We start from the raw sequence: 17,609 nt of genomic DNA, 5'->3' as shown, positions 1-17,609 counted from the left end.
AACAACGGCAGCCTTTGCCGTTGTTTTTTCTTTTACACTGATTTTCGTTGCTGTAGTAAGAACAGGGCAAGTCCTAGTAAAATGACCAAAATACCGATCCCCTGTTGAACGGAAATTATCTCATCTAAAATAAAATAAGCTAATATACAGGTGCCGATGGTTTCGCCTAAAATACTCATGGAAATCACCGTTGTACTTAACCATTTCAACAGCCAATTAAAAATGGTTTGTCCGAAAATCGTTGCAATGACAGCCAGCCCTACAAGGGACCACCAGGTGGAGGCTGAATAATCGAAAAACGATTCTTTCATAAAGAGGGCATAAACGGCTAAAAAGATCGAGCTACTGCCATAGCCGATAATGGAATAGGGAATGAGCGATAAATCCTTGCGCACTGATTGCCCAATAAAAAAGTAGGCTGTAATAATACCTGCCGCAATAAAGGCAAGAATATCGCCATAAAGGGCTTGTCCACTAATCTGGAAATCTTGCCAGCCAATAATGAAGCAGCCGATGATCGCTACGAAGCAGCCCAAAATCGCTCCTTTTGAAAATCGCTCTTTAAATAAAAAATAGCTGCCTACTAAAGAGAATAGTGGCTGTAGAGTCACAATGACGGTTGAACTAGCCACAGAGGTGTAGTTTAATGATTCAAACCATAACACATAATGACAGGACAAAAATAAGCCTGATAAAATGCCAAGTCCCCACTGCTTTTTCGATAGGCTTGCAAGCTCCTGCCGCAAGTCCTTCTTTGCCAATAAAAATGGAAGAAGCACTAGCATCGCAAAAAATAGTCGATAAAAGGCCGTAATCGCTGGTGGTGCATCAGCTAGCTTAACAAAGATTGCTGAGGTAGATAATGCAAATACTGCAAAAAATAACGAGATGTAATAAAACATGATGTACTCCTAAGAATTTACAAGATTAATAATGACAAACCTATTATAGTGTAGTCCGTGTGAATAATATAGGGTTTTTAGAATATTAGCACAAAATAGGTTTATATAGCTAATTCTGCTCAAGCAAGGATTCAATGACCTGTTTTAATTGCAGGATGAAGGGCTGCTTACTGTCATCTTTTTTATAGATATAAACTGTTTCGATCGCATTGTGAAGCCCGTCTAAATCGTAAAAATGCAGGTCAGGACAAGGATAAAGTGCTAGTAATTTGGTATTTAATACAGCCAATGTGTGTTCGATTTCAAGAAAATCTAAAATACTACTAACCGATTTAATCTCCTTCATCGTAAAAGGTACCTGCTTGTCAGTGAGCCATTGTGCTAATGCATGGGTATACATGCAGCCCTTACTTAACACAAGCAATGTGACAGGTGTTCGTTGTTCAAAGTCGATGATAGGAGCGGTGCTTGAGATAACTTCAAATGTCTCTGTGGCTAGTACATCATAGTGTAGATCGCTATAATGCTTGATTGGATTACTTGTTAATGCGCAATCTATTTCCGCCAGATGAACTTTGTGATTTAAGGCTGTACTTGATTCCACAGTGAAATCAACATCTATCGGACTTCGACTAGTTTGCAGTGCGTTCATGATGGATGGACCATAAATTTTAATGGTTGTATGAGATGTACCAACCAAAATACTCGTTTGTGCAGGGCCGATGGTATGTAAAAAGTCTTCATACTGCTCGGCAACTTTCTTTAAAAACTGTAAATAATGTTGACCTACCTCTGTCAGCTTTAAGCCTTGGGGTGTTCGTTTAAAGACGTCCTGCCCAATTTCACGCTCCATTTTTTTCACCTTTGCTGTTAAGGCAGATTGTGTATAATTGGTGATTTCAGCCGATTTACTCAAGTTTTGCCTCTCTAAAAGCTCCATTTTTAAGGCAATTTCTTCAATGTTCATGTTGTTCCTCACATACCTATAGATTTTTTTAATAGCCGCTATCATTTTCCTCCATTTTACGTACGCTAGCTGTCCACGTACACTCTAGATAATGAAAAGGTAGACTGCAAAAGCAGTAACCTGATGGAGGGTTATTATGCATACATATTATCGATGGGTCATTTTGCTTGTGGCTACACTTTCGCAGACAGCCGCAACCTTTGTGACCTACGGAATGGGGCCAGTTGCCTCTTTTTATCAAATGGAGTGGCACTTAACGTCCTTCCAAACAGGGCTAATTGTTTCAGCCGTCAATATTGGGCCAATTTTCTCCATGCTGCTATTCGGCTATCTCATGGATAAGAAGGGAGAAAAGCAGATTATTGGATGGGGCTCGATATTACTGGGCCTGTCAGCCTTATTGCTAATACCCGTGAATCATTATACGACATTGCTTCTCGTATTAATAGTTGTGGGGATATGGTATGGCAGTGCGCAAACAGGTGGCAGTACTGCTATTGTAAAATGGTTTCCTAACAAGCATCGAGGACTGGCTATTGGGATTCGCCAAACAGGTATTCCAATTGGTGGTGCATTGGCTTCCACTGTGTTGACCTATTTGTATCAACATCATCATCTTTCCTCTGTCCATTTAGCACAGGGCTTGATGGCAGTTGGTGGGGGACTATTATTTTTATTGCTTTACAAAGAGCCAAAACAGCATGACACCGCTACGGCACCTCTCATTCCTTTTAAAGAGAAGATGCGTGCTATTCGGCACAATCGAGCGCTCTATCCTTTATTTTTTGTGGGCATGGTCATGATGTCCCTCCAAATGATTATTATTGCTCACTTTATGAGCTATTTACATCATGAAGGTGGGTATACATTAACCGAGGCAGGGCGCTATTTAAGTCTGATTTTACTTGGTGGGATGCTTGGCAGAATTGTACTTGCTTGGATGAGTGATCATTATTTCGCTCAAAAACGAGAGCCTTTATTAGTGCTCGTCATGGTCGCTACATTTCTGATGGTTGGCTGTTTGCCCTTTGTCATACATAGTAAGGGCCTCATGATTATTTTTTGCAGTGTATTTGGGTTTTTAGCGCTTGGCTGGTATTCCATATATATCACCTGTGTCACGGAACAATCCGATTCGCAAGCAGTAGGACTGACAGTTAGTGCAGCGTTAACGATTAATCAGTTCTTTATTGTTTTGGCACCAACAGTTTATGGATTATTGGTTGCTGTTTTTTCCAGCTATCAGCTCGCTTTGGATGTCATCGCTGTGATGGTCATACTTGGGGCATTTCACTTATACAGAACATCCCAAAGTAGTATAGCTCCTGAAAGTTCGGTAAAATAATGGAAAAGAGGAAATGGAGGTTGCTGCGAATGACCAGTTCGATTTGGATTGAGGCAAAGATTGATAAAGTATGGCAAGCGATTACAGAGGAGCAATCCCTCTCCCGATGGTACGCACCAGGCTCCACATGGGACATTCCTATTCTAGCAGCTGGAGAAAAAATGACATTTACTTTAATGCCAAACGCACATAATCAGCTTTCTGAAAAACTGCCGATGGAGCTAACGATTCAGCAAGTGAAGAAAAATGAGGAATTTTCCTTCTATCTAGAAGTTCCTGAAACATTAATTGCTATTACGCTAGCCGAACAGGGTAATGGCACTACGGTGAGCTTTAATTCGCCAGGCTATGATGCCTCTCTTGCGAATTTAAAGGCATTGCTGGAGGGGCATGACATTCCTTATCAGTAAGCCTCTCTACGTCTTAGGTCTTAGATGAAATTCAAGCGTAGGGTCGTATTTTAATTTCCCTTCTCCTATATAATGAAATTATTGGTAGATTATACGGCGGGAGGAAATAATAGTGAAAAAATTAGTTGGTTTAGGTGTCGTGATGGGCACGTCAGCATTGGTATTATCGGGGTGCTTTTCCTTTATTCCAAATAAAATGCGAGAGGAAGCCATTTTGGTGGAAAAGGATAAAGCGAAAGCATTAGAGGTAGACATTGATTTAGGTGTTGGCGAAATGAATGTATCGAGTGGTGCAAAGGAATGGGTTGAGGGCAACGCAGAATATAATGTAAAAAAGCTAGCCCCTCAGGTAGACTATGATGTACATGGCGATACAGGAGAAGTGGAAATCAAGCATAAGGGCTCAACAAAGCTGGGGCTCTCCAATATTAAAAACACATGGGCGATTCAACTGAACGACAGAATCCCGATGGATCTGACTGTGGAAACGGGTGCCTCTCTTGCCAACCTCGATTTACAGGGTCTTCAGCTGGAAAAACTCGATATTGAAGCGGGTGTCGGTGATCTAACGGTTAATCTAGGTGGCGACTGGAAAAAGAGCTTTACAACAACTATTGAAACAGGTGTCGGTCAAACAACAGTTATTTTACCTTCAAAGGTTGGCGTGAAACTAACGACGGAAAAAGGCATTGGCTCGTCTACTGTGGAGGGTCTTATGTCAAAAGGGAATGGTGTCTATGTCAACGAAGCTTACGACAAGGCGGATGTCGTGCTAGAGGTCAATTCGGAATTGGGCATCGGGGAAATTACCTTTAAGTTAGATCGATAGAAAATGGAGTAGGCTACTTTCATTGAAGTAGTCTCTTTTTGTATGGCCAAAAAAATAAATAAAAGTGAAACCTTTTGCTTGGATAAAAGACTCTAAGTATGGAAGGAGGGGAAACAAGCATGGAACATGATTTATCTATCGTTAAACAAGCGATTGCGGGGCAGAAGGAAGCCTTTGAACAGCTACTTGTGCTAGAGGAAGAAAAACTATATTACACGGCGTTATCGTATGTTGGTCAAAAAGAGGATGCGCTAGATGCTATTCAAGAAGCGGCATGTAAAGCCTATTTAACCGTTCATCAACTAAAAAATCCAGCATTTTTCTCGACATGGCTGTTCCGCATTTTAATTCATGAATGCTATCGTTTGCTGAAAAAGGGCAAGAAAATGATTCCCTATGAGGAGAGGGAATTATTAGAGCGGTTGCATGATCAGGAGCAGGTCATAGGGAATCCTATTGATTTAGCAGAAGCTATCCAACAATTAAACCATTCCCAGCAGATGGACAAGGTAAACCAATTCAAATGAAAAGAAGAAGCAAGCGTAAACCATTCGTATTTATTGCCAGTACTGTTGCCGTTTTTAGTTTAACCATTGGCACAGCCTATGTATCACCAACATTTGCGAGCACATTGTCCAAGCTACCAATTATCGGTTCCGTATTCAATGACTCAGGCTTGCCTGGGCTAAAACAAGCCAGTGAACAGGGACTAACCAAAGCTGTTGGCGAAACACAAACCATCAATGGGATTTCGGTCACAGTAGATGAGGTGCTTTATGATGATTCTCGTATAACGGTTGGGGTAACGATGCAATCTGAGCAGGAATTGAGTGAACTATATTTTGGAGCAGGCTTGGAATTTACCATTAATGGCGCCCAACCAACTGTCAGCTCAGGTAGCTATTCTGAACAGAGGTTAAGTCCTACGGTTCGGACAGGTATTGCGACGTTTGATGTCAAACAGGTTGAGGAAATGCCAGATTTCTTTCAATTGGGCTTAATATTAGCAGGCGAAAAGGGAGAAAAATGGACGTTTTCGACCCCGATTGAAAAGATTACAGAGATTGTCCATGTTCCTGTGAATCATCGACAGCAGGTTGAAGGCATTGAGCTTGATATATCCAACATCTCCTTCAGTCCATCGGGGATCTCCCTTGACTATGAAGCAAAGATGAATGGAATCCTCGATAACCCACCAGCATCTATAGAATTTTTCATAACAGATGGGCAAGGCAGGGAGATCGCCTCTCATTCGGGCGGTGGAAAAGCGCAATTTGATGATGGGGTGTGGAAATTAAGCAGCACGAAAGCCTTTGATCCAATAGCACAACACGTTGGAAAATTAACCATTACGCCTTATGTTGCTATTCCAACAGGGGGTGGGAGCGTTCAAATAGATGCTGATGGCAAAGAAACACATCTTCCATTCAATCCATCAGCCTATAAAGAAGTGAACTTCCAACCATTTACAGTAGAAGTACCCGTACAATAATAGGGGCGTCAAATACATCCTTTGTATTTGGCGCTTATTTTATGGTAGCTTTAAGAAAGCAATGTTTCAAAGGAGCGAATAGATTGAAGACCTATACATACAAGCAACCAGCGGCCATCGAGTCAACAGAGACCGTTACGATTTTAAATGAAGCGGGGGAGGTATCGTGCACTGTTCAACGCGTGTATTCCAATGCACTAAAAAAAGCATTCGATAAAACGATGGACTATCGTTATTTCGTTCGTTTTGATGTCCACGATCGCCATGGTCAGCCGCTTTTTACGTGTAAAAAAGTATCCCGTCGCGGGCGCGTGCATTTCCGTGGCAAGGATTTGGTAACAGGTAAAGACTATATGATCGCCTATGATGGCTGGCAAATCATGATTCCTGATTTAGTCATTACCGATGGCGAACAGCAGATCAAGCTTAACAAGGAGATGGAGGACTGGTCTGTTTTTACTGTGAAAGAGCAGCCCATCGCCCGTTGGCAAGCGACTTTCTGTGAGACGCATTTTGATATTACGCTAGAAATTGAAGACAGTAGTCCCATCCAGGAGGAAGCCTTTTTTATTGCGATCGGACAGGCTGTGCTGTTTGTTGGGGCTTAAATGAAGTTAGATGAGGGGCTTGATGATGTGCTAAACATACTACCAGCAAAAGAAATTTATTTACAGGGAAATGAGCATGCCCTATTACTTTTACATTCTTTTACTAGTCATACAAGAGATATGAAGAAAGTAGCCACTGCACTACATAACCAAGGCTATACTTGCTATGCACCGTTATATCGTGGACATGGCACTCATCCAGAACAGTTATTACACTATCAGGTAGACGACTGGTGGCAGGATGTCGTGAATGATTGAAGCCTATCAGAGGATTTCGGTCAGTGGGTTATCCAACGAAGGCATTTTTACTATAAAGCTTGCCCAAATTCGATAAACTATTACAAATCATTGTCAGTATAAATAGATAAGTAGCTAGAGCAATTTAGGAAAAAATAGGTGCACCCAATCGTTAGGGAAAATCTAATGACGAGGTGCACTTTTTATATAGTAAGTTTCATACTAAATTAAAGAATCTTTTGTTTTTGTTTCTCCAGTTGGATTCTTTCGTATTCCACCTCTAATTCTCTGTGTTTAATCAAATACTCTTTTTTTATTTGATACACTTTAATTACACTGAAAATCGCAATAACAAAAGCAAATACAAGCATTAATAATTGTATATTTGAGAAATACAAAAAAACACCTCACTTTCTTTATATATTATACATTTATCTGGATTATATGTATAATAAAGATAATGTTACATTATCCATTAATGTAATATTTTGCCATAAACAAATTAAAACAAGGAGGTTCATTGTGATGAAGAAGCTTCAATTTTTTATTTGCAGTTTGATTGTTACGTTGATTGTTGGTACAATTTTTCCGAATTTTGCGAATGCTGATGAATATGGACGTAAAGAAAGTGTTTTAGCCGAATCCATCTACTATAACTTGGCTACACAAACATTAGAGTTTGATGAAGAAGCAGCTCAGAAATTATATCATTTCACAGATGAAGAATTAAATTATTACGAATCTCTTGAATCACTATCTCCTAATGAGGTTCATCATAAACTTTTAACCTTTGGGCTAGACATGGACAATTATGAAGGCACAATTATTTATAAAGAAAATGAAGATGGAGAAGTAACACCATATGCTGTTATAGCATGGCTTGCAGGAATTGGTTTGGTTTCTTTCATAGGCTATTTCTTCTGGGACCGATACTTGACACATAAAGAAAAAATGAATTATATGAACAAATGCTTTGCACAGGGAGGCAATCCAATCATTGACTCCCGAGATGATGCTGGTGTAAATGGACAAACCAATGCGACAGAGGCTAGAAAAATCGGCGGCTATAATTTTGCTTGTCAAAAACCATAACATTTTATGAAAGGACCCTTCAAAAGCTTAATTTTGAACACGAAAGACAACAGCCCTTCTATTAAATAGAGGGGCTGTTGTTATTTAAATTTCTAGCTTTGTCCGCTCCTCCCATAACCTCTAGAGAGTGAATGAGTGTAGTACATAAAGGCATGCTCATGATGCCTAATGTGAAGAAGACATAGGACATGGGTATACCATCATCAATAAAGCCTCGTATTCTCGTTAAAACTAATAGTACTAACGATACCATTAGACTCAAGTCATCATTTCGATTCAAGTTTTTTATTTTTATTGAGAAACGTAATTTGCATACCCATTTAATAGAAGGTTATCAATTTACTGCTATAATGATAGTGGCTTCATCAAAAAAAGGAGTGAGTTTATGAGCAGAAAACCTATTTATGTCGAGATAGACATTCAGGCTCCTATAGAGAAAGCATGGGATTATACACAAAATCCTCAGCTGCATGAACAATGGGATTTACGTTTTACATCCATTACATATAGTCCGAAAAAAGCACCTGAGGAGCCACAGCGATTTACCTATGAAACGAAGGTCATGCCAGGCTTACAGGTAAGCGGCTGGGGAGAAAGCAAGGGGGAGCATCATAAAGAAAATGGCACGCGAACATCCTCACTGCATTTTGGTACGCCTCAAAAGCGCTCACCCATAGCGGAGGGAAAGGGCTATTGGCAATATATCCCGCATCAACAGGGGCTGACATTCCTGACCCAATATGATTATGACACACGCTACGGCAAGCTTGGCGTATTCTTTGATTTACTTTTTCGTCCATTAATGGGGTGGGCGACGGCACTCAGCTTTGATGTTTTAAAAAGATGGCTAGAAAAAGGAGAAAATCCTGCCGCACAGTATAGACGATTCTTTTTAACGATGCTCATGCGTCTATTCTTTTGCTTTGTCTGGTTCTATCATGGTCTTGTACCGAAGATTATCCATTTACATCCGCAGGAATTAAAGATGACGGCTTCATTCCTAAACCATGCAGATCAGCTAGTTATGTGGATAGGGGTAGCGGAAATTCTCTTTGCTTTATGTTGGCTTTACCCGCGAGGAAAACGCTGGCTCTTTGGCATGCAAATTATCATTTTTCCGCTCTTGACGATAGCTGCTATTGTTGCGGACCCGACAAGTGTACAAGCACCCTTTAATCCACTTACCTTTAATAGCGCTTTATGGGTGTTGTCAATTGTCGGATTTAGCTTAAGTAAGGATGTACCAAGTGCTAAAAGTTGCAAAAGAAAGCGAGGATAACAAGGATGACGATCTATCAAACAATATTAGGGGATGATTTTGCGAGACTTCATCCGATGCTACAGCAGCGTTATGCGTTACCAATAGATGAACCATTTTTTGCTCAGGGCGTGATGCATCAAATAAAATCTGGTGCTAAATGGATGCGTCCCTTCTATACACTGGCTGCGAAAACGCGATTTCTGTTCCCAGAGTCAGGGGAGGATATCCCCTTTACCATTTCGAATACATGCAGAGCCCTGCCAAGTGGGGAACTAGAGGTGCTATGGGAGCGTACCTTTTATTTCCCGCAGAAAACCAGGCATTTTGATGCAAGGATGACCATTGATCCAATCCAAAAAATTGTGAAAGATTATTTAGGCATACCCGCGCTTTTTTATTCCGATTTGCACTTTACGGTGACACGAGAGGGGACATTAGTCATTCGGTCAGGTAAGCAGCGCTTTGTCCTCTCGCGTTTCGAATGCCCGATGCCTCGACTGTTAGAGGGTCGAGTCATTGTAGAGGAAGGCTTTGATGAATCGAAAAATGTCTTTACCATTCATGTCTCCATCCATAATCCATTCATAGGGAGGCTCATGATGTATGCTGGTGAATTTACGCAACAATCGAAGTAATTTTATTTTTTTACTAGGGATTTTGTTCACGGTGATTTGCTTTGTGCTTAGTGGACAACCCAATTACTTATGGTTACTAACAGTTGCTCAACTGATTTTCGTTCCCACCATGGTTTCAATGGTTGTCGATGTTACAAAAGCGGGCAAAGCCATCATTATTGGGATGATGCTAGCCGTTACACTGCTGCATTGGTCGACGGATGGCTTATTGGCTAATGTTTTGGCAGGCATGTATTTACTGTATACCTTCTATATTGCCATACAAGGCGTGAAAAGGTTTTTACAACGAGGCTTTACGAATATTGCGGAGTTTGCTATCGACATGGGGCTTTTCTACCTAGCTCTTGGTGGTTTGTGGTTTTTCGCCTATGTCGCCAACATGGATACGGGTTTTTCACCATTAATAACGTGGTTAACAGCGATTCACTTTCATTATTCAGCTTGTTTATTACCCATTTCCGTAGGACTTTTAGGTCGATTACATGATAGTAATGGGTATCGTGTCATGGTGATGATATTGCTAGCAGGACCAATCCTTGTTGCGATAGGTATTGCCTTTTCCGTTCTCATCGAAATCATTGCCGTTGCTCTTTATATTTTCGCCATTTACGGCTTGTTTTTCGTAGCGCTCAAAACAAAGCTTCCTTTTGGACAGGGGCTATTGCTGAGGAATTCCTATGGAGCGCTCTGTCTGACAATTCTTGGGTCTTGTCTGTATGTTTACAGTCGTGTCAGCGGAAACTTTTCCATCGGCATTCCAGAAATGCTTCAATTCCATGGTGTGATCAATGGTGTTTTCTTTGGGGCTTTAGGGGTCATCGCCTGGCTAATGGCTGTCCCCCCAACAACACAGCGTCCGTTTGAGTTCCCTGTAAGCCAAATTCGCGGGAAGCTACATCACGAGAATATACCACACCCTGGCTTGGTCGATGCCTTACAGGACTTTGTCGATACAGCAAAGCTACCGCCTGTCATTCCACATTTTTATGAGCATACAACGACCTATCGTCTGTTTTCGACGGTGCAATGGAAGACTTGGTTTCGACCTTTTGCCTTTCTGTATCAAGGCATGGGGCGTTTTCTCCAACAGCTCAATTTACCCTTTTCCAGTAAGCAAATTGAAATGACGGGTAGCATTGTTCAGGTTGATTCTGCACAAGATAGCCGTCCGTCTCCACGTGCATGGATTCGGACAATTCAACAGCAAACCGTTTTTGTCGCGATTTATTCGAAGCACACAAGCGACGAAACGACCTATATGAATATAGCCTTACCACTCCCGTTCTCAACAATGGTTGGCATTTTGTATGCCTATGAAGAAAATGGTCAGCTACACCTAACAAGTCGCCATGATGGAGATGCAGGAATTTATTTGGCGATAGGAAAAAATGTAATGAGGCTACCCTTACAGGAGCATTTTCAAATTTCTGCGGTAGATGACAAGACATTGTCAGCACGCCATCAGATGACGTTATTTGGTATTCCCTTTTTACAAATTGATTATCATATTAAACGAAATGGATAGATTTGCAGGAAATGCCTCATCCGAACGAGAAGGTCCTATATAGAGGCAAATAACAAGGAGTGATGGATGGCTTGCGTTTAACAAAAGGAATTTCTGGTTTCGATGCAGCGCATTTAATTGAGCAGGACATGCGCATGTTTCAGTCGATGGTGTACCATTTAGTGACAAGCGAACAACGAGCGAAGGTACGGCAATTTATCGATCAAACGCCCTTTGTCTATATGCAGGCATTGATCGAAATCGATGGAGAAACACTGACGATTCTTCATCATCGTTTGATGCCGTACATCGCCTTTGCCAAGCAGGAGGAGAGTAGCTTTACCTTTTTATCCAAGCCTCACCTGCATAAATATTTTCCTATGCGAAAATGCTTGGAAGCGGAGACACTTACAACATTACTAATAAAGGATGAGGCGTTACATAGTCTATCTACTACAGAATGGAAATACGTCTCTTATTTTAATAGCCAAACCATTGGCGATGTAATGTTTAATGGCTGGGATTAAGAATAGTGCTAAAGGCGTAAGATAAAAGATGCTATAAAAAACATTATATTGACCAAGTTATTTCTGGAAATATAGAAAAAATTCCTAAAACCGCTAATCGCCCTTATTAAATGGTAGATTTTTAATGATGGAATAGATTAGGAAAATAAGGGGTTTTTGCAAATGAAGTTCAAAACAATTAGTAGACGCATTGTTTTTTCCTTTAGCATTGTGATTGCAATCGTGATGGGATACATTGTTTACAATTACTTTGCCATCAAGCAAAGCAATGATGCGACAGAGCAAATTGTACAGCAAGAATTACAACTATTAATCATCGATTACGAGCAGGCACAGTCCATTGATTTAAGAATAGCGGCAGCTAGAGGCTATGTGCTTTCTGGTAGAGAAAAGTATAAAGAGATATTTCAGGATAATGTTGCAAAGGAACTAAGCAACGAAGAAAAACGATCAGCATTATCTTCCTCAGGCGAATTCGGACAATTTGCGGAGATGTCTAAAGAATGGAACCGTTATATTGAACAAGAGGTATTTGCGGTATATGACCAAGGGAACACCAATCTGGCTACTCAAAACCTCACAAAAATGGATGACACAGCCACGTCTATTCGTGAAGGCTACGAAGGCTTAGCTGAGCAACGAAAACTAGCCATTAATGAAGTAGGGAAAGACAGTGTTGCCGCTGGGGAACAGAAACAGCGAATTGCCATTATCGTAGGTGTGGTGATTGTTCTTCTAGCAGTGATAATTGAGCTATTAAGTGCTCGTGGTATTTCAAGACCCATTATTACATTAACAGAACGTATGCAACGAATGACGAAGGGGGATTTAAGCGAGCCCCCTTTACCTATTCAATCAAAGGATGAAGTGGGCCAGTTGATGGAAGCGACCAACACAATGGCAGATATTTTAAATCGACTCTTGAAACATATTCAAACAGTGTCGGATGAGGTAGCGGCTCATAGTGAGGAGCTTTTGCAGTCAACCACAGAGGTAAAAACAGGTACAGAACAAGTTGCCCATACTGTAACAGAAATCGCCAGCGGTACAGAACGACAGGCAAACCATGCAGCAGATGTCGCTTCCTCCATAAACGACTTTGCTGTCAAAGTAACGACTATTCATGACGGCAGTAAAGACGTTCAACTATATTCGCAGGAAGTCAAAGCTTTAACAGAAGAAGGTAGAGATGCAATGACCTCTTCCACAAAGCAAATGGAAGCGATTCAGCAGATGGTAAAGAACGCGGTGGATCAGGTAACTGGTTTCAGTAAACAAACACAAGAAATTTCTAAGCTTGTAGCGGTCATTCAAAATATTGCGGCACAGACAAATTTATTAGCACTGAACGCAGCGATTGAAGCAGCTAGAGCTGGGGAACAGGGGAAAGGCTTTGCCGTGGTGGCTGACGAGGTTCGAACGTTAGCCGAACAGGTCGCCTTTTCCGTCGATGATATTACAGCGATTGTAAGAAAAATCCAGGATGATTCCGATACAGTAGCCTCCTCGCTAGAGCAAGGCTATGAGGAAGTCGAAAAGGGCACAACACAAATGGCCGCAACCAATACGACATTCAATCGAATTGCGGATGCTATTGAGGCCATTGCGACAGGCATTGAAGGTATGTCAGTGGAGCTAGCAGAGGTTCTTCACAATACTGTCACGATTAATAAAGCAGTCGATGAAATTGCGGCTGTCTCTGAACAGTCAGCGGCAGGCATTCAGGAAACATCGGCGACCATTGAACAGGCTGCAAGCTCTATGGAGGAAATTAAACATAGTGCCGAGCATTTAGCAGAAATGGCCGAACAATTAAATGGCCTCATTCGTCGATTCAAACTATAGAAAATTGTGCTTGATTTCAAACTTCCAACACATTTACGCTGTATACTATTGCATTGGAAGGTGGAATCATTTTGAGAAAATATTTACTTTTATTATTGATGAGTACTTTATTCATGGCACCCGTTGCCTACGCCCATACGATGGATAAAAGTACACTATTCACGGATGTCCCTGAAACAGCCGTCAATATTCAGGACATTATGGTACTACACAGTATTGGGCTTCTTGGGTACAATGGCAAAGATATGGCCTTAAACCCAACAGACAATCTCTCACGCAAGGACTTTGCAGGCTGGGTAGGTGGCTTTTTCGGCCTTGACGGAGCAACAGTGGATGAGCTAGCACAAGCAGCTCAAAAAGAGGATTACGTGTCTTCTCTAGAGGGAGATATTACGTACAAGGAAATAAATACAGCACTTTTTCATCATAAACTTGAGCTAACCAATCCTGACGCAACCATGTCGAAAGAAGAATACATTGCATTCTTAACAGAGCACCTTACATTTGATATGGGCGGACATACGCTTATTCAAATGGGCGGCTTTGCAGAAGGACCAACGGGTACGATTGAAGACGTTGTCACAGGTGACCAAACAGGAATCATCATCGACGGTAAAACATACATGCTGTCAGGACACCCTCGCATCTTTGCCGATTCAACAGATGCCAAAAGCTGGGTAGGGCAACAGCTAGAACGTTCTATTTTTACAACAGCAGCGGATCACCATCATGGTCATGACGGTGGGCAAGAGGAAAGCCACGGGGATCATGCAGAAGGCCATGGCGATAGCCACGAGCATGAAACATCCGCCTCGAATGAAGCAACACTACAATATGTACAAATTAGCACTGCACAAGTGGTGAAAGAGGATGCCAAAGAAATGGAGTCTTCGAACGCTACACCAAGAGAAGAGCAACAAGCAGCCGCAGCAGATGACACAACATCCAACTCAAACACAGTATGGATGATCGCCATCCTAGCAGCCTTAGCCGCTATTTTTGTTATTGTATTTGTGAAACGCAAGAAATAATGTAAATGAAAAGAACCAGCAATGATCGAGGGGATTCGGTTGTTGTTGGTTTTTTTAGGGAATAATAGATTGCAAGGGTTTAAATGCCACTTGCTAATAAAAATAAAAATGCCTTCAGTTGAACAATATCTTCCTAACCTATTTACTTATTATAAATCCACTTAGTTAATGAAAAACGAAATATCTTTATCAGCTGTCGATCTCTTCACAAAATTTAAATTCCACTTAGTTAATAAAAACAGCTGGTACGGCAATTGGACGTGATCGACTAGTCGGATTTAAAATCCACTTAGTTAATAAAAAACGTGAAGTGAATGGCTGGGAGCCAGTGAAAACTTACTATTTATATGAAACTTAGTTAATGAAAAACAGGTGCAATCGAACTGCTAATGACCTCTAATACTGCATTTAAAATCCACTTAGTTAATGAAAAACGTAGGAGTTTGAGCCACTTGTTGCGCCATTACTACATTTAAAATCCACTTAGTTAATGAAAAACGATTATCTGTTTCAGTATGCGTTATGACAACATACATTTAAAATCCACTTAGTTAATGAAAAACGATTATCTGTTTCAGTATGCGTTATGACAACATACATTTAAAATCCACTTAGTTAATGAAAACCAATAATCCCTTCCAGCGTCAACAGCAGGACCCCAAAAATTTAAAATCCACTTAGTTAATGAAAACCTAATTCTTTATATAAAATAGATTTTTTTGCTGAGTAATTTAAAATCCACTTAGTTAATGAAAACCATGAGCCAGCTGTATCTTTTGAAATGCACGATGATTTATTTAAAATCCACTTAGTTAATGAAAACCTCTGAACTTGCTTGAACCCAGCCTATACCACAATGATTTAAAATCCACTTAGTTAATGAAAACCGAACTTTTTGCTTATAGTGGCTATACAGATGATAAATTTAAATTCCACTTAGTTAATGAAAACCCACCTTGCGCACCATGAATGGCATCACGAGCATGCAATTTAAAATCCACTTAGTTAATGAAAACAGTTTGTAGCGAGTTATCGAAATATTTTCGTAAAATATTTAAATTCCACTTAGTTAATGAAAACCAAGAAACAGATCAATTTAAGACAGTGGCCGTTGTTATATTTAAATTCCACTTAGTTAATGAAAACCAAGAAGATTTTAGCCTATATAAAAGTTGATATTTAAGATTTAAATTCCACTTAGTTAATGAAAACCTGAAGTTGTGGGTTCTGGTGATGATGGTGATGGCGAATTTAAATTCCACTTAGTTAATGAAAACAGAAAGTGTGTTACCAAAAAAGTCCATTACATCATATTTAAATTCCACTTAGTTAATGAAAACCCAAGTGACTGTTCTGATAGTTCAGCAGCTTGTGAATATTTAAATTCCACTTAGTTAATGAAAACCCCACCTTAAGCATAATCAAAAAAACCTTATTTTTCAACGCTTTATCAGGTTGTACTTTGAGACTAATATCATTTTTTTGCAGTCAATCTGTAGTTTGAAAATTTCCCTTTGTTATTCAAGTGCCTCAATGCTTGGCATGGAAAGCATTGAAGGGATTTAATGTTGTAAAATGATTCACTGCAATTTTTATAAAGAGGGGAAAATCCATTTCATTCAAGTAATAGTTCATGTCGAGCACATTCTCATAGGGAGTTTTGTATCTATGTTAAATATTTTCATGCTTTATAAATTTGCCTTACTTGTGTTACATCCTCATCATGTGTAATCGGCGTATAGTGAAGAGGGTAAAGGAAATTAAATGAAGTTTAGTTAGAATTACTAAAAGTAATCAGCTATGTAAAAAACCTACTCGAAATAGTCTCAAGTAGGCTCTTTTGTAGTTTTTTTTAAGAAAGTAAGAACTTGAAGTAAGTAAATTTCCACATAGTTAATAAAAAATGAGATAGTTTTCTAAAAAATTAAACATTATTTAAAAATATATATTTAAATTCCACTTAGTTAAACATGATTTTCCTATCTTATCAATAAAAGCTAAGAAAATAAATGAGAATAAAATCACAAAATAAATAGTTATCCTATATAGTTTTAATAATAATTTAATTTTTAGAAAATATTGACTAATTGTGAAAAATAAATTACTATAAATGTAAATTAACTCCTAAAAATATCCTTACTATATCTAGGAGTAGTCTATGAAATAAAAAGGAGGTGAAGCCAAATGAGGTTGCAGATCATTATGGAAGCGGAGAAAATACCTAAGCATTATCATTTTTTAGCTGGGAGTGTAGTTAAAGCCGGACTATCTTCTGTCAATCCAGAATTAAAGGAAAGTTTGTATAGCTTTGAGGAACATCAAGCTAACAAGGCGATGCGTCCTTTTACAGGAGCGATTTATTTAAATGGTTATACGCTAGAAGGTGATGAATTTATCATCCATCAAGACATTCGTATGACCATTTCTTCTTCTGATATAAATTTTATGATAACTCTGTATAATGGCTTACTTGAGCATCAGCAAATGCAATATAAGTCATACACCCTACACATTAAGCATGTTAAATTTTTATCTGAAAAATTACCTACAAAATCTCAAGCTCTATTTAAAACAAACAGCACCATCGTTATTAAAGATAAAAACAATCAATATTTAAATATTGATGATCCTGATTATGAGAAGGAATTGAATTATGCAGCAAATGAATGCCTAAAATCTGTTGCTGGGCGGACATTGCATCAGCCACTAGTTTTTACATCAGTAATGATGCATAAAAAAGTTGTGCAGTTAAAGCATGACAAGCTTAAAAATTTAAATGAAAAAGGAATTCTTTATTTGAATGGTTTTGAAGGAAGCTTTGTACTAGGAGGACATCCAGAAGATTTAGCTTTATTAACGCAGACGGGTATTGGTTTTAGAAGATCACAAATGCTAGGCTGCATTGAAATGGTGAATGAATAGGA

17 protein-coding genes and 1 CRISPR repeat array are annotated in these 17,609 nt (G+C 39.6%); of the genes, 15 read left to right on the top strand and 2 right to left on the bottom strand.

Annotated features, from left to right (window positions below):
* Positions 1-32: 32 nt before the first annotated feature.
* Positions 33-902, bottom strand: a complete 870-nt coding sequence (locus tag HCH28_RS22030) for a DMT family transporter (protein ID WP_221683100.1) — start codon at positions 900-902, stop codon at positions 33-35.
* Between the two features lie 109 nt (positions 903-1,011).
* Positions 1,012-1,869 (bottom strand): LysR family transcriptional regulator, encoded by an 858-nt coding sequence (locus HCH28_RS22025; protein ID WP_221683099.1) that lies wholly within the window; start codon positions 1,867-1,869, stop codon positions 1,012-1,014.
* Between the two features lie 136 nt (positions 1,870-2,005).
* Between HCH28_RS22025 and HCH28_RS22020 the strand changes: the two genes are divergently transcribed.
* From HCH28_RS22020 to cas6, 15 genes are all read left to right on the top strand, one after another.
* Positions 2,006-3,214, top strand: a complete 1,209-nt coding sequence (locus HCH28_RS22020; protein WP_221683098.1) for an MFS transporter — start codon at positions 2,006-2,008, stop codon at positions 3,212-3,214.
* 29 nt (positions 3,215-3,243) lie between these two features.
* Entirely contained in the window at positions 3,244-3,624 is a 381-nt protein-coding gene (locus HCH28_RS22015; RefSeq protein ID WP_221683097.1) for an SRPBCC domain-containing protein, read from the top strand.
* Between the two features lie 112 nt (positions 3,625-3,736).
* Positions 3,737-4,453, top strand: a complete 717-nt coding sequence (locus HCH28_RS22010) for a toast rack family protein (RefSeq protein ID WP_221683096.1) — start codon at positions 3,737-3,739, stop codon at positions 4,451-4,453.
* Positions 4,454-4,572: 119 nt separating this feature from the next.
* Entirely contained in the window at positions 4,573-4,980 is a 408-nt protein-coding gene (locus HCH28_RS22005) for a sigma factor (protein ID WP_221683095.1), read from the top strand.
* Positions 4,977-5,945, top strand: a complete 969-nt coding sequence (locus HCH28_RS22000) for a DUF4179 domain-containing protein (RefSeq protein ID WP_221683094.1) — start codon at positions 4,977-4,979, stop codon at positions 5,943-5,945. The genes HCH28_RS22005 and HCH28_RS22000 overlap by 4 nt, the downstream gene beginning before the upstream one ends.
* A gap of 83 nt (positions 5,946-6,028) precedes the next feature.
* Positions 6,029-6,553, top strand: coding sequence for a tubby C-terminal domain-like protein (locus HCH28_RS21995; protein WP_221683093.1), 525 nt, complete (start codon positions 6,029-6,031; stop codon positions 6,551-6,553).
* Positions 6,554-6,811: an alpha/beta hydrolase gene (locus HCH28_RS21990; protein ID WP_255601724.1), complete on the top strand. Its 258-nt coding sequence runs from the start codon at positions 6,554-6,556 to the stop codon at positions 6,809-6,811.
* A 504-nt stretch (positions 6,812-7,315) separates the two neighbouring features.
* A complete protein-coding gene (locus tag HCH28_RS21985; protein ID WP_221683092.1) occupies positions 7,316-7,882 on the top strand; it encodes a hypothetical protein in 567 nt (188 codons plus the stop codon).
* Positions 7,883-8,267: 385 nt separating this feature from the next.
* Positions 8,268-9,161 carry a DoxX-like family protein gene (locus HCH28_RS21980; protein ID WP_221683091.1) on the top strand — a complete coding sequence of 298 codons (894 nt, stop codon included), beginning with the start codon at positions 8,268-8,270 and terminating at the stop codon, positions 9,159-9,161.
* A 5-nt stretch (positions 9,162-9,166) separates the two neighbouring features.
* Positions 9,167-9,778 carry a DUF4166 domain-containing protein gene (locus tag HCH28_RS21975; RefSeq protein ID WP_221683090.1) on the top strand — a complete coding sequence of 204 codons (612 nt, stop codon included), beginning with the start codon at positions 9,167-9,169 and terminating at the stop codon, positions 9,776-9,778.
* Complete coding sequence (locus tag HCH28_RS21970) at positions 9,747-11,303, top strand: YndJ family protein (RefSeq protein ID WP_221683089.1); 1,557 nt, start codon at positions 9,747-9,749, stop codon at positions 11,301-11,303. The genes HCH28_RS21975 and HCH28_RS21970 overlap by 32 nt, the downstream gene beginning before the upstream one ends.
* Before the next feature lie 62 nt (positions 11,304-11,365).
* Positions 11,366-11,809 carry a hypothetical protein gene (locus HCH28_RS21965; RefSeq protein WP_221683088.1) on the top strand — a complete coding sequence of 148 codons (444 nt, stop codon included), beginning with the start codon at positions 11,366-11,368 and terminating at the stop codon, positions 11,807-11,809.
* A 162-nt stretch (positions 11,810-11,971) separates the two neighbouring features.
* Positions 11,972-13,654 carry a methyl-accepting chemotaxis protein gene (locus HCH28_RS21960; protein WP_221683087.1) on the top strand — a complete coding sequence of 561 codons (1,683 nt, stop codon included), beginning with the start codon at positions 11,972-11,974 and terminating at the stop codon, positions 13,652-13,654.
* Between the two features lie 71 nt (positions 13,655-13,725).
* Positions 13,726-14,685: a hypothetical protein gene (locus tag HCH28_RS21955; protein ID WP_221683086.1), complete on the top strand. Its 960-nt coding sequence runs from the start codon at positions 13,726-13,728 to the stop codon at positions 14,683-14,685.
* A 405-nt stretch (positions 14,686-15,090) separates the two neighbouring features.
* A CRISPR array of direct repeats spans positions 15,091-16,091; the repeat unit is 29 nt; unit sequence ATTTAAAATCCACTTAGTTAATGAAAACC.
* Between the two features lie 778 nt (positions 16,092-16,869).
* Positions 16,870-17,607 (top strand): CRISPR-associated endoribonuclease Cas6, encoded by a 738-nt coding sequence (cas6, locus tag HCH28_RS21950; RefSeq protein WP_004228706.1) that lies wholly within the window; start codon positions 16,870-16,872, stop codon positions 17,605-17,607.
* The last annotated feature ends 2 nt before the right edge of the window (positions 17,608-17,609 follow it).

Source organism: Lysinibacillus sp. K60 (assembly GCF_019731275.1).
Taxonomy (GTDB): Bacteria; Bacillota; Bacilli; order Bacillales_A; family Planococcaceae; genus Lysinibacillus; species Lysinibacillus capsici.
The sequence above is the reverse complement of the archived record's forward strand: the minus strand, read 5'-3'. Positions and strand labels throughout refer to the sequence as shown.

Bases quoted from the DNA above. Each gene is read 5' to 3' on its own strand.
- HCH28_RS21975 (WP_221683090.1), top strand. From the start codon at position 9,167: ATGACGATCTATCAAACAATATTAGGGGATGATTTTGCGAGACTTCAT.
- HCH28_RS22020 (WP_221683098.1), top strand. From the start codon at position 2,006: ATGCATACATATTATCGATGGGTCATTTTGCTTGTGGCTACACTTTCG.
- HCH28_RS22015 (WP_221683097.1), top strand. From the start codon at position 3,244: ATGACCAGTTCGATTTGGATTGAGGCAAAGATTGATAAAGTATGGCAA.
- HCH28_RS21985 (WP_221683092.1), top strand. From the start codon at position 7,316: ATGAAGAAGCTTCAATTTTTTATTTGCAGTTTGATTGTTACGTTGATT.
- HCH28_RS22005 (WP_221683095.1), top strand. From the start codon at position 4,573: ATGGAACATGATTTATCTATCGTTAAACAAGCGATTGCGGGGCAGAAG.
- HCH28_RS22030 (WP_221683100.1), bottom strand. From the start codon at position 902: ATGTTTTATTACATCTCGTTATTTTTTGCAGTATTTGCATTATCTACC.
- HCH28_RS21960 (WP_221683087.1), top strand. From the start codon at position 11,972: ATGAAGTTCAAAACAATTAGTAGACGCATTGTTTTTTCCTTTAGCATT.
- HCH28_RS22000 (WP_221683094.1), top strand. From the start codon at position 4,977: ATGAAAAGAAGAAGCAAGCGTAAACCATTCGTATTTATTGCCAGTACT.
- cas6 (WP_004228706.1), top strand. From the start codon at position 16,870: ATGAGGTTGCAGATCATTATGGAAGCGGAGAAAATACCTAAGCATTAT.
- HCH28_RS21965 (WP_221683088.1), top strand. From the start codon at position 11,366: ATGGATGGCTTGCGTTTAACAAAAGGAATTTCTGGTTTCGATGCAGCG.
- HCH28_RS21990 (WP_255601724.1), top strand. From the start codon at position 6,554: ATGAAGTTAGATGAGGGGCTTGATGATGTGCTAAACATACTACCAGCA.
- HCH28_RS22025 (WP_221683099.1), bottom strand. From the start codon at position 1,869: ATGAACATTGAAGAAATTGCCTTAAAAATGGAGCTTTTAGAGAGGCAA.
- HCH28_RS21980 (WP_221683091.1), top strand. From the start codon at position 8,268: ATGAGCAGAAAACCTATTTATGTCGAGATAGACATTCAGGCTCCTATA.
- HCH28_RS21970 (WP_221683089.1), top strand. From the start codon at position 9,747: ATGCTGGTGAATTTACGCAACAATCGAAGTAATTTTATTTTTTTACTA.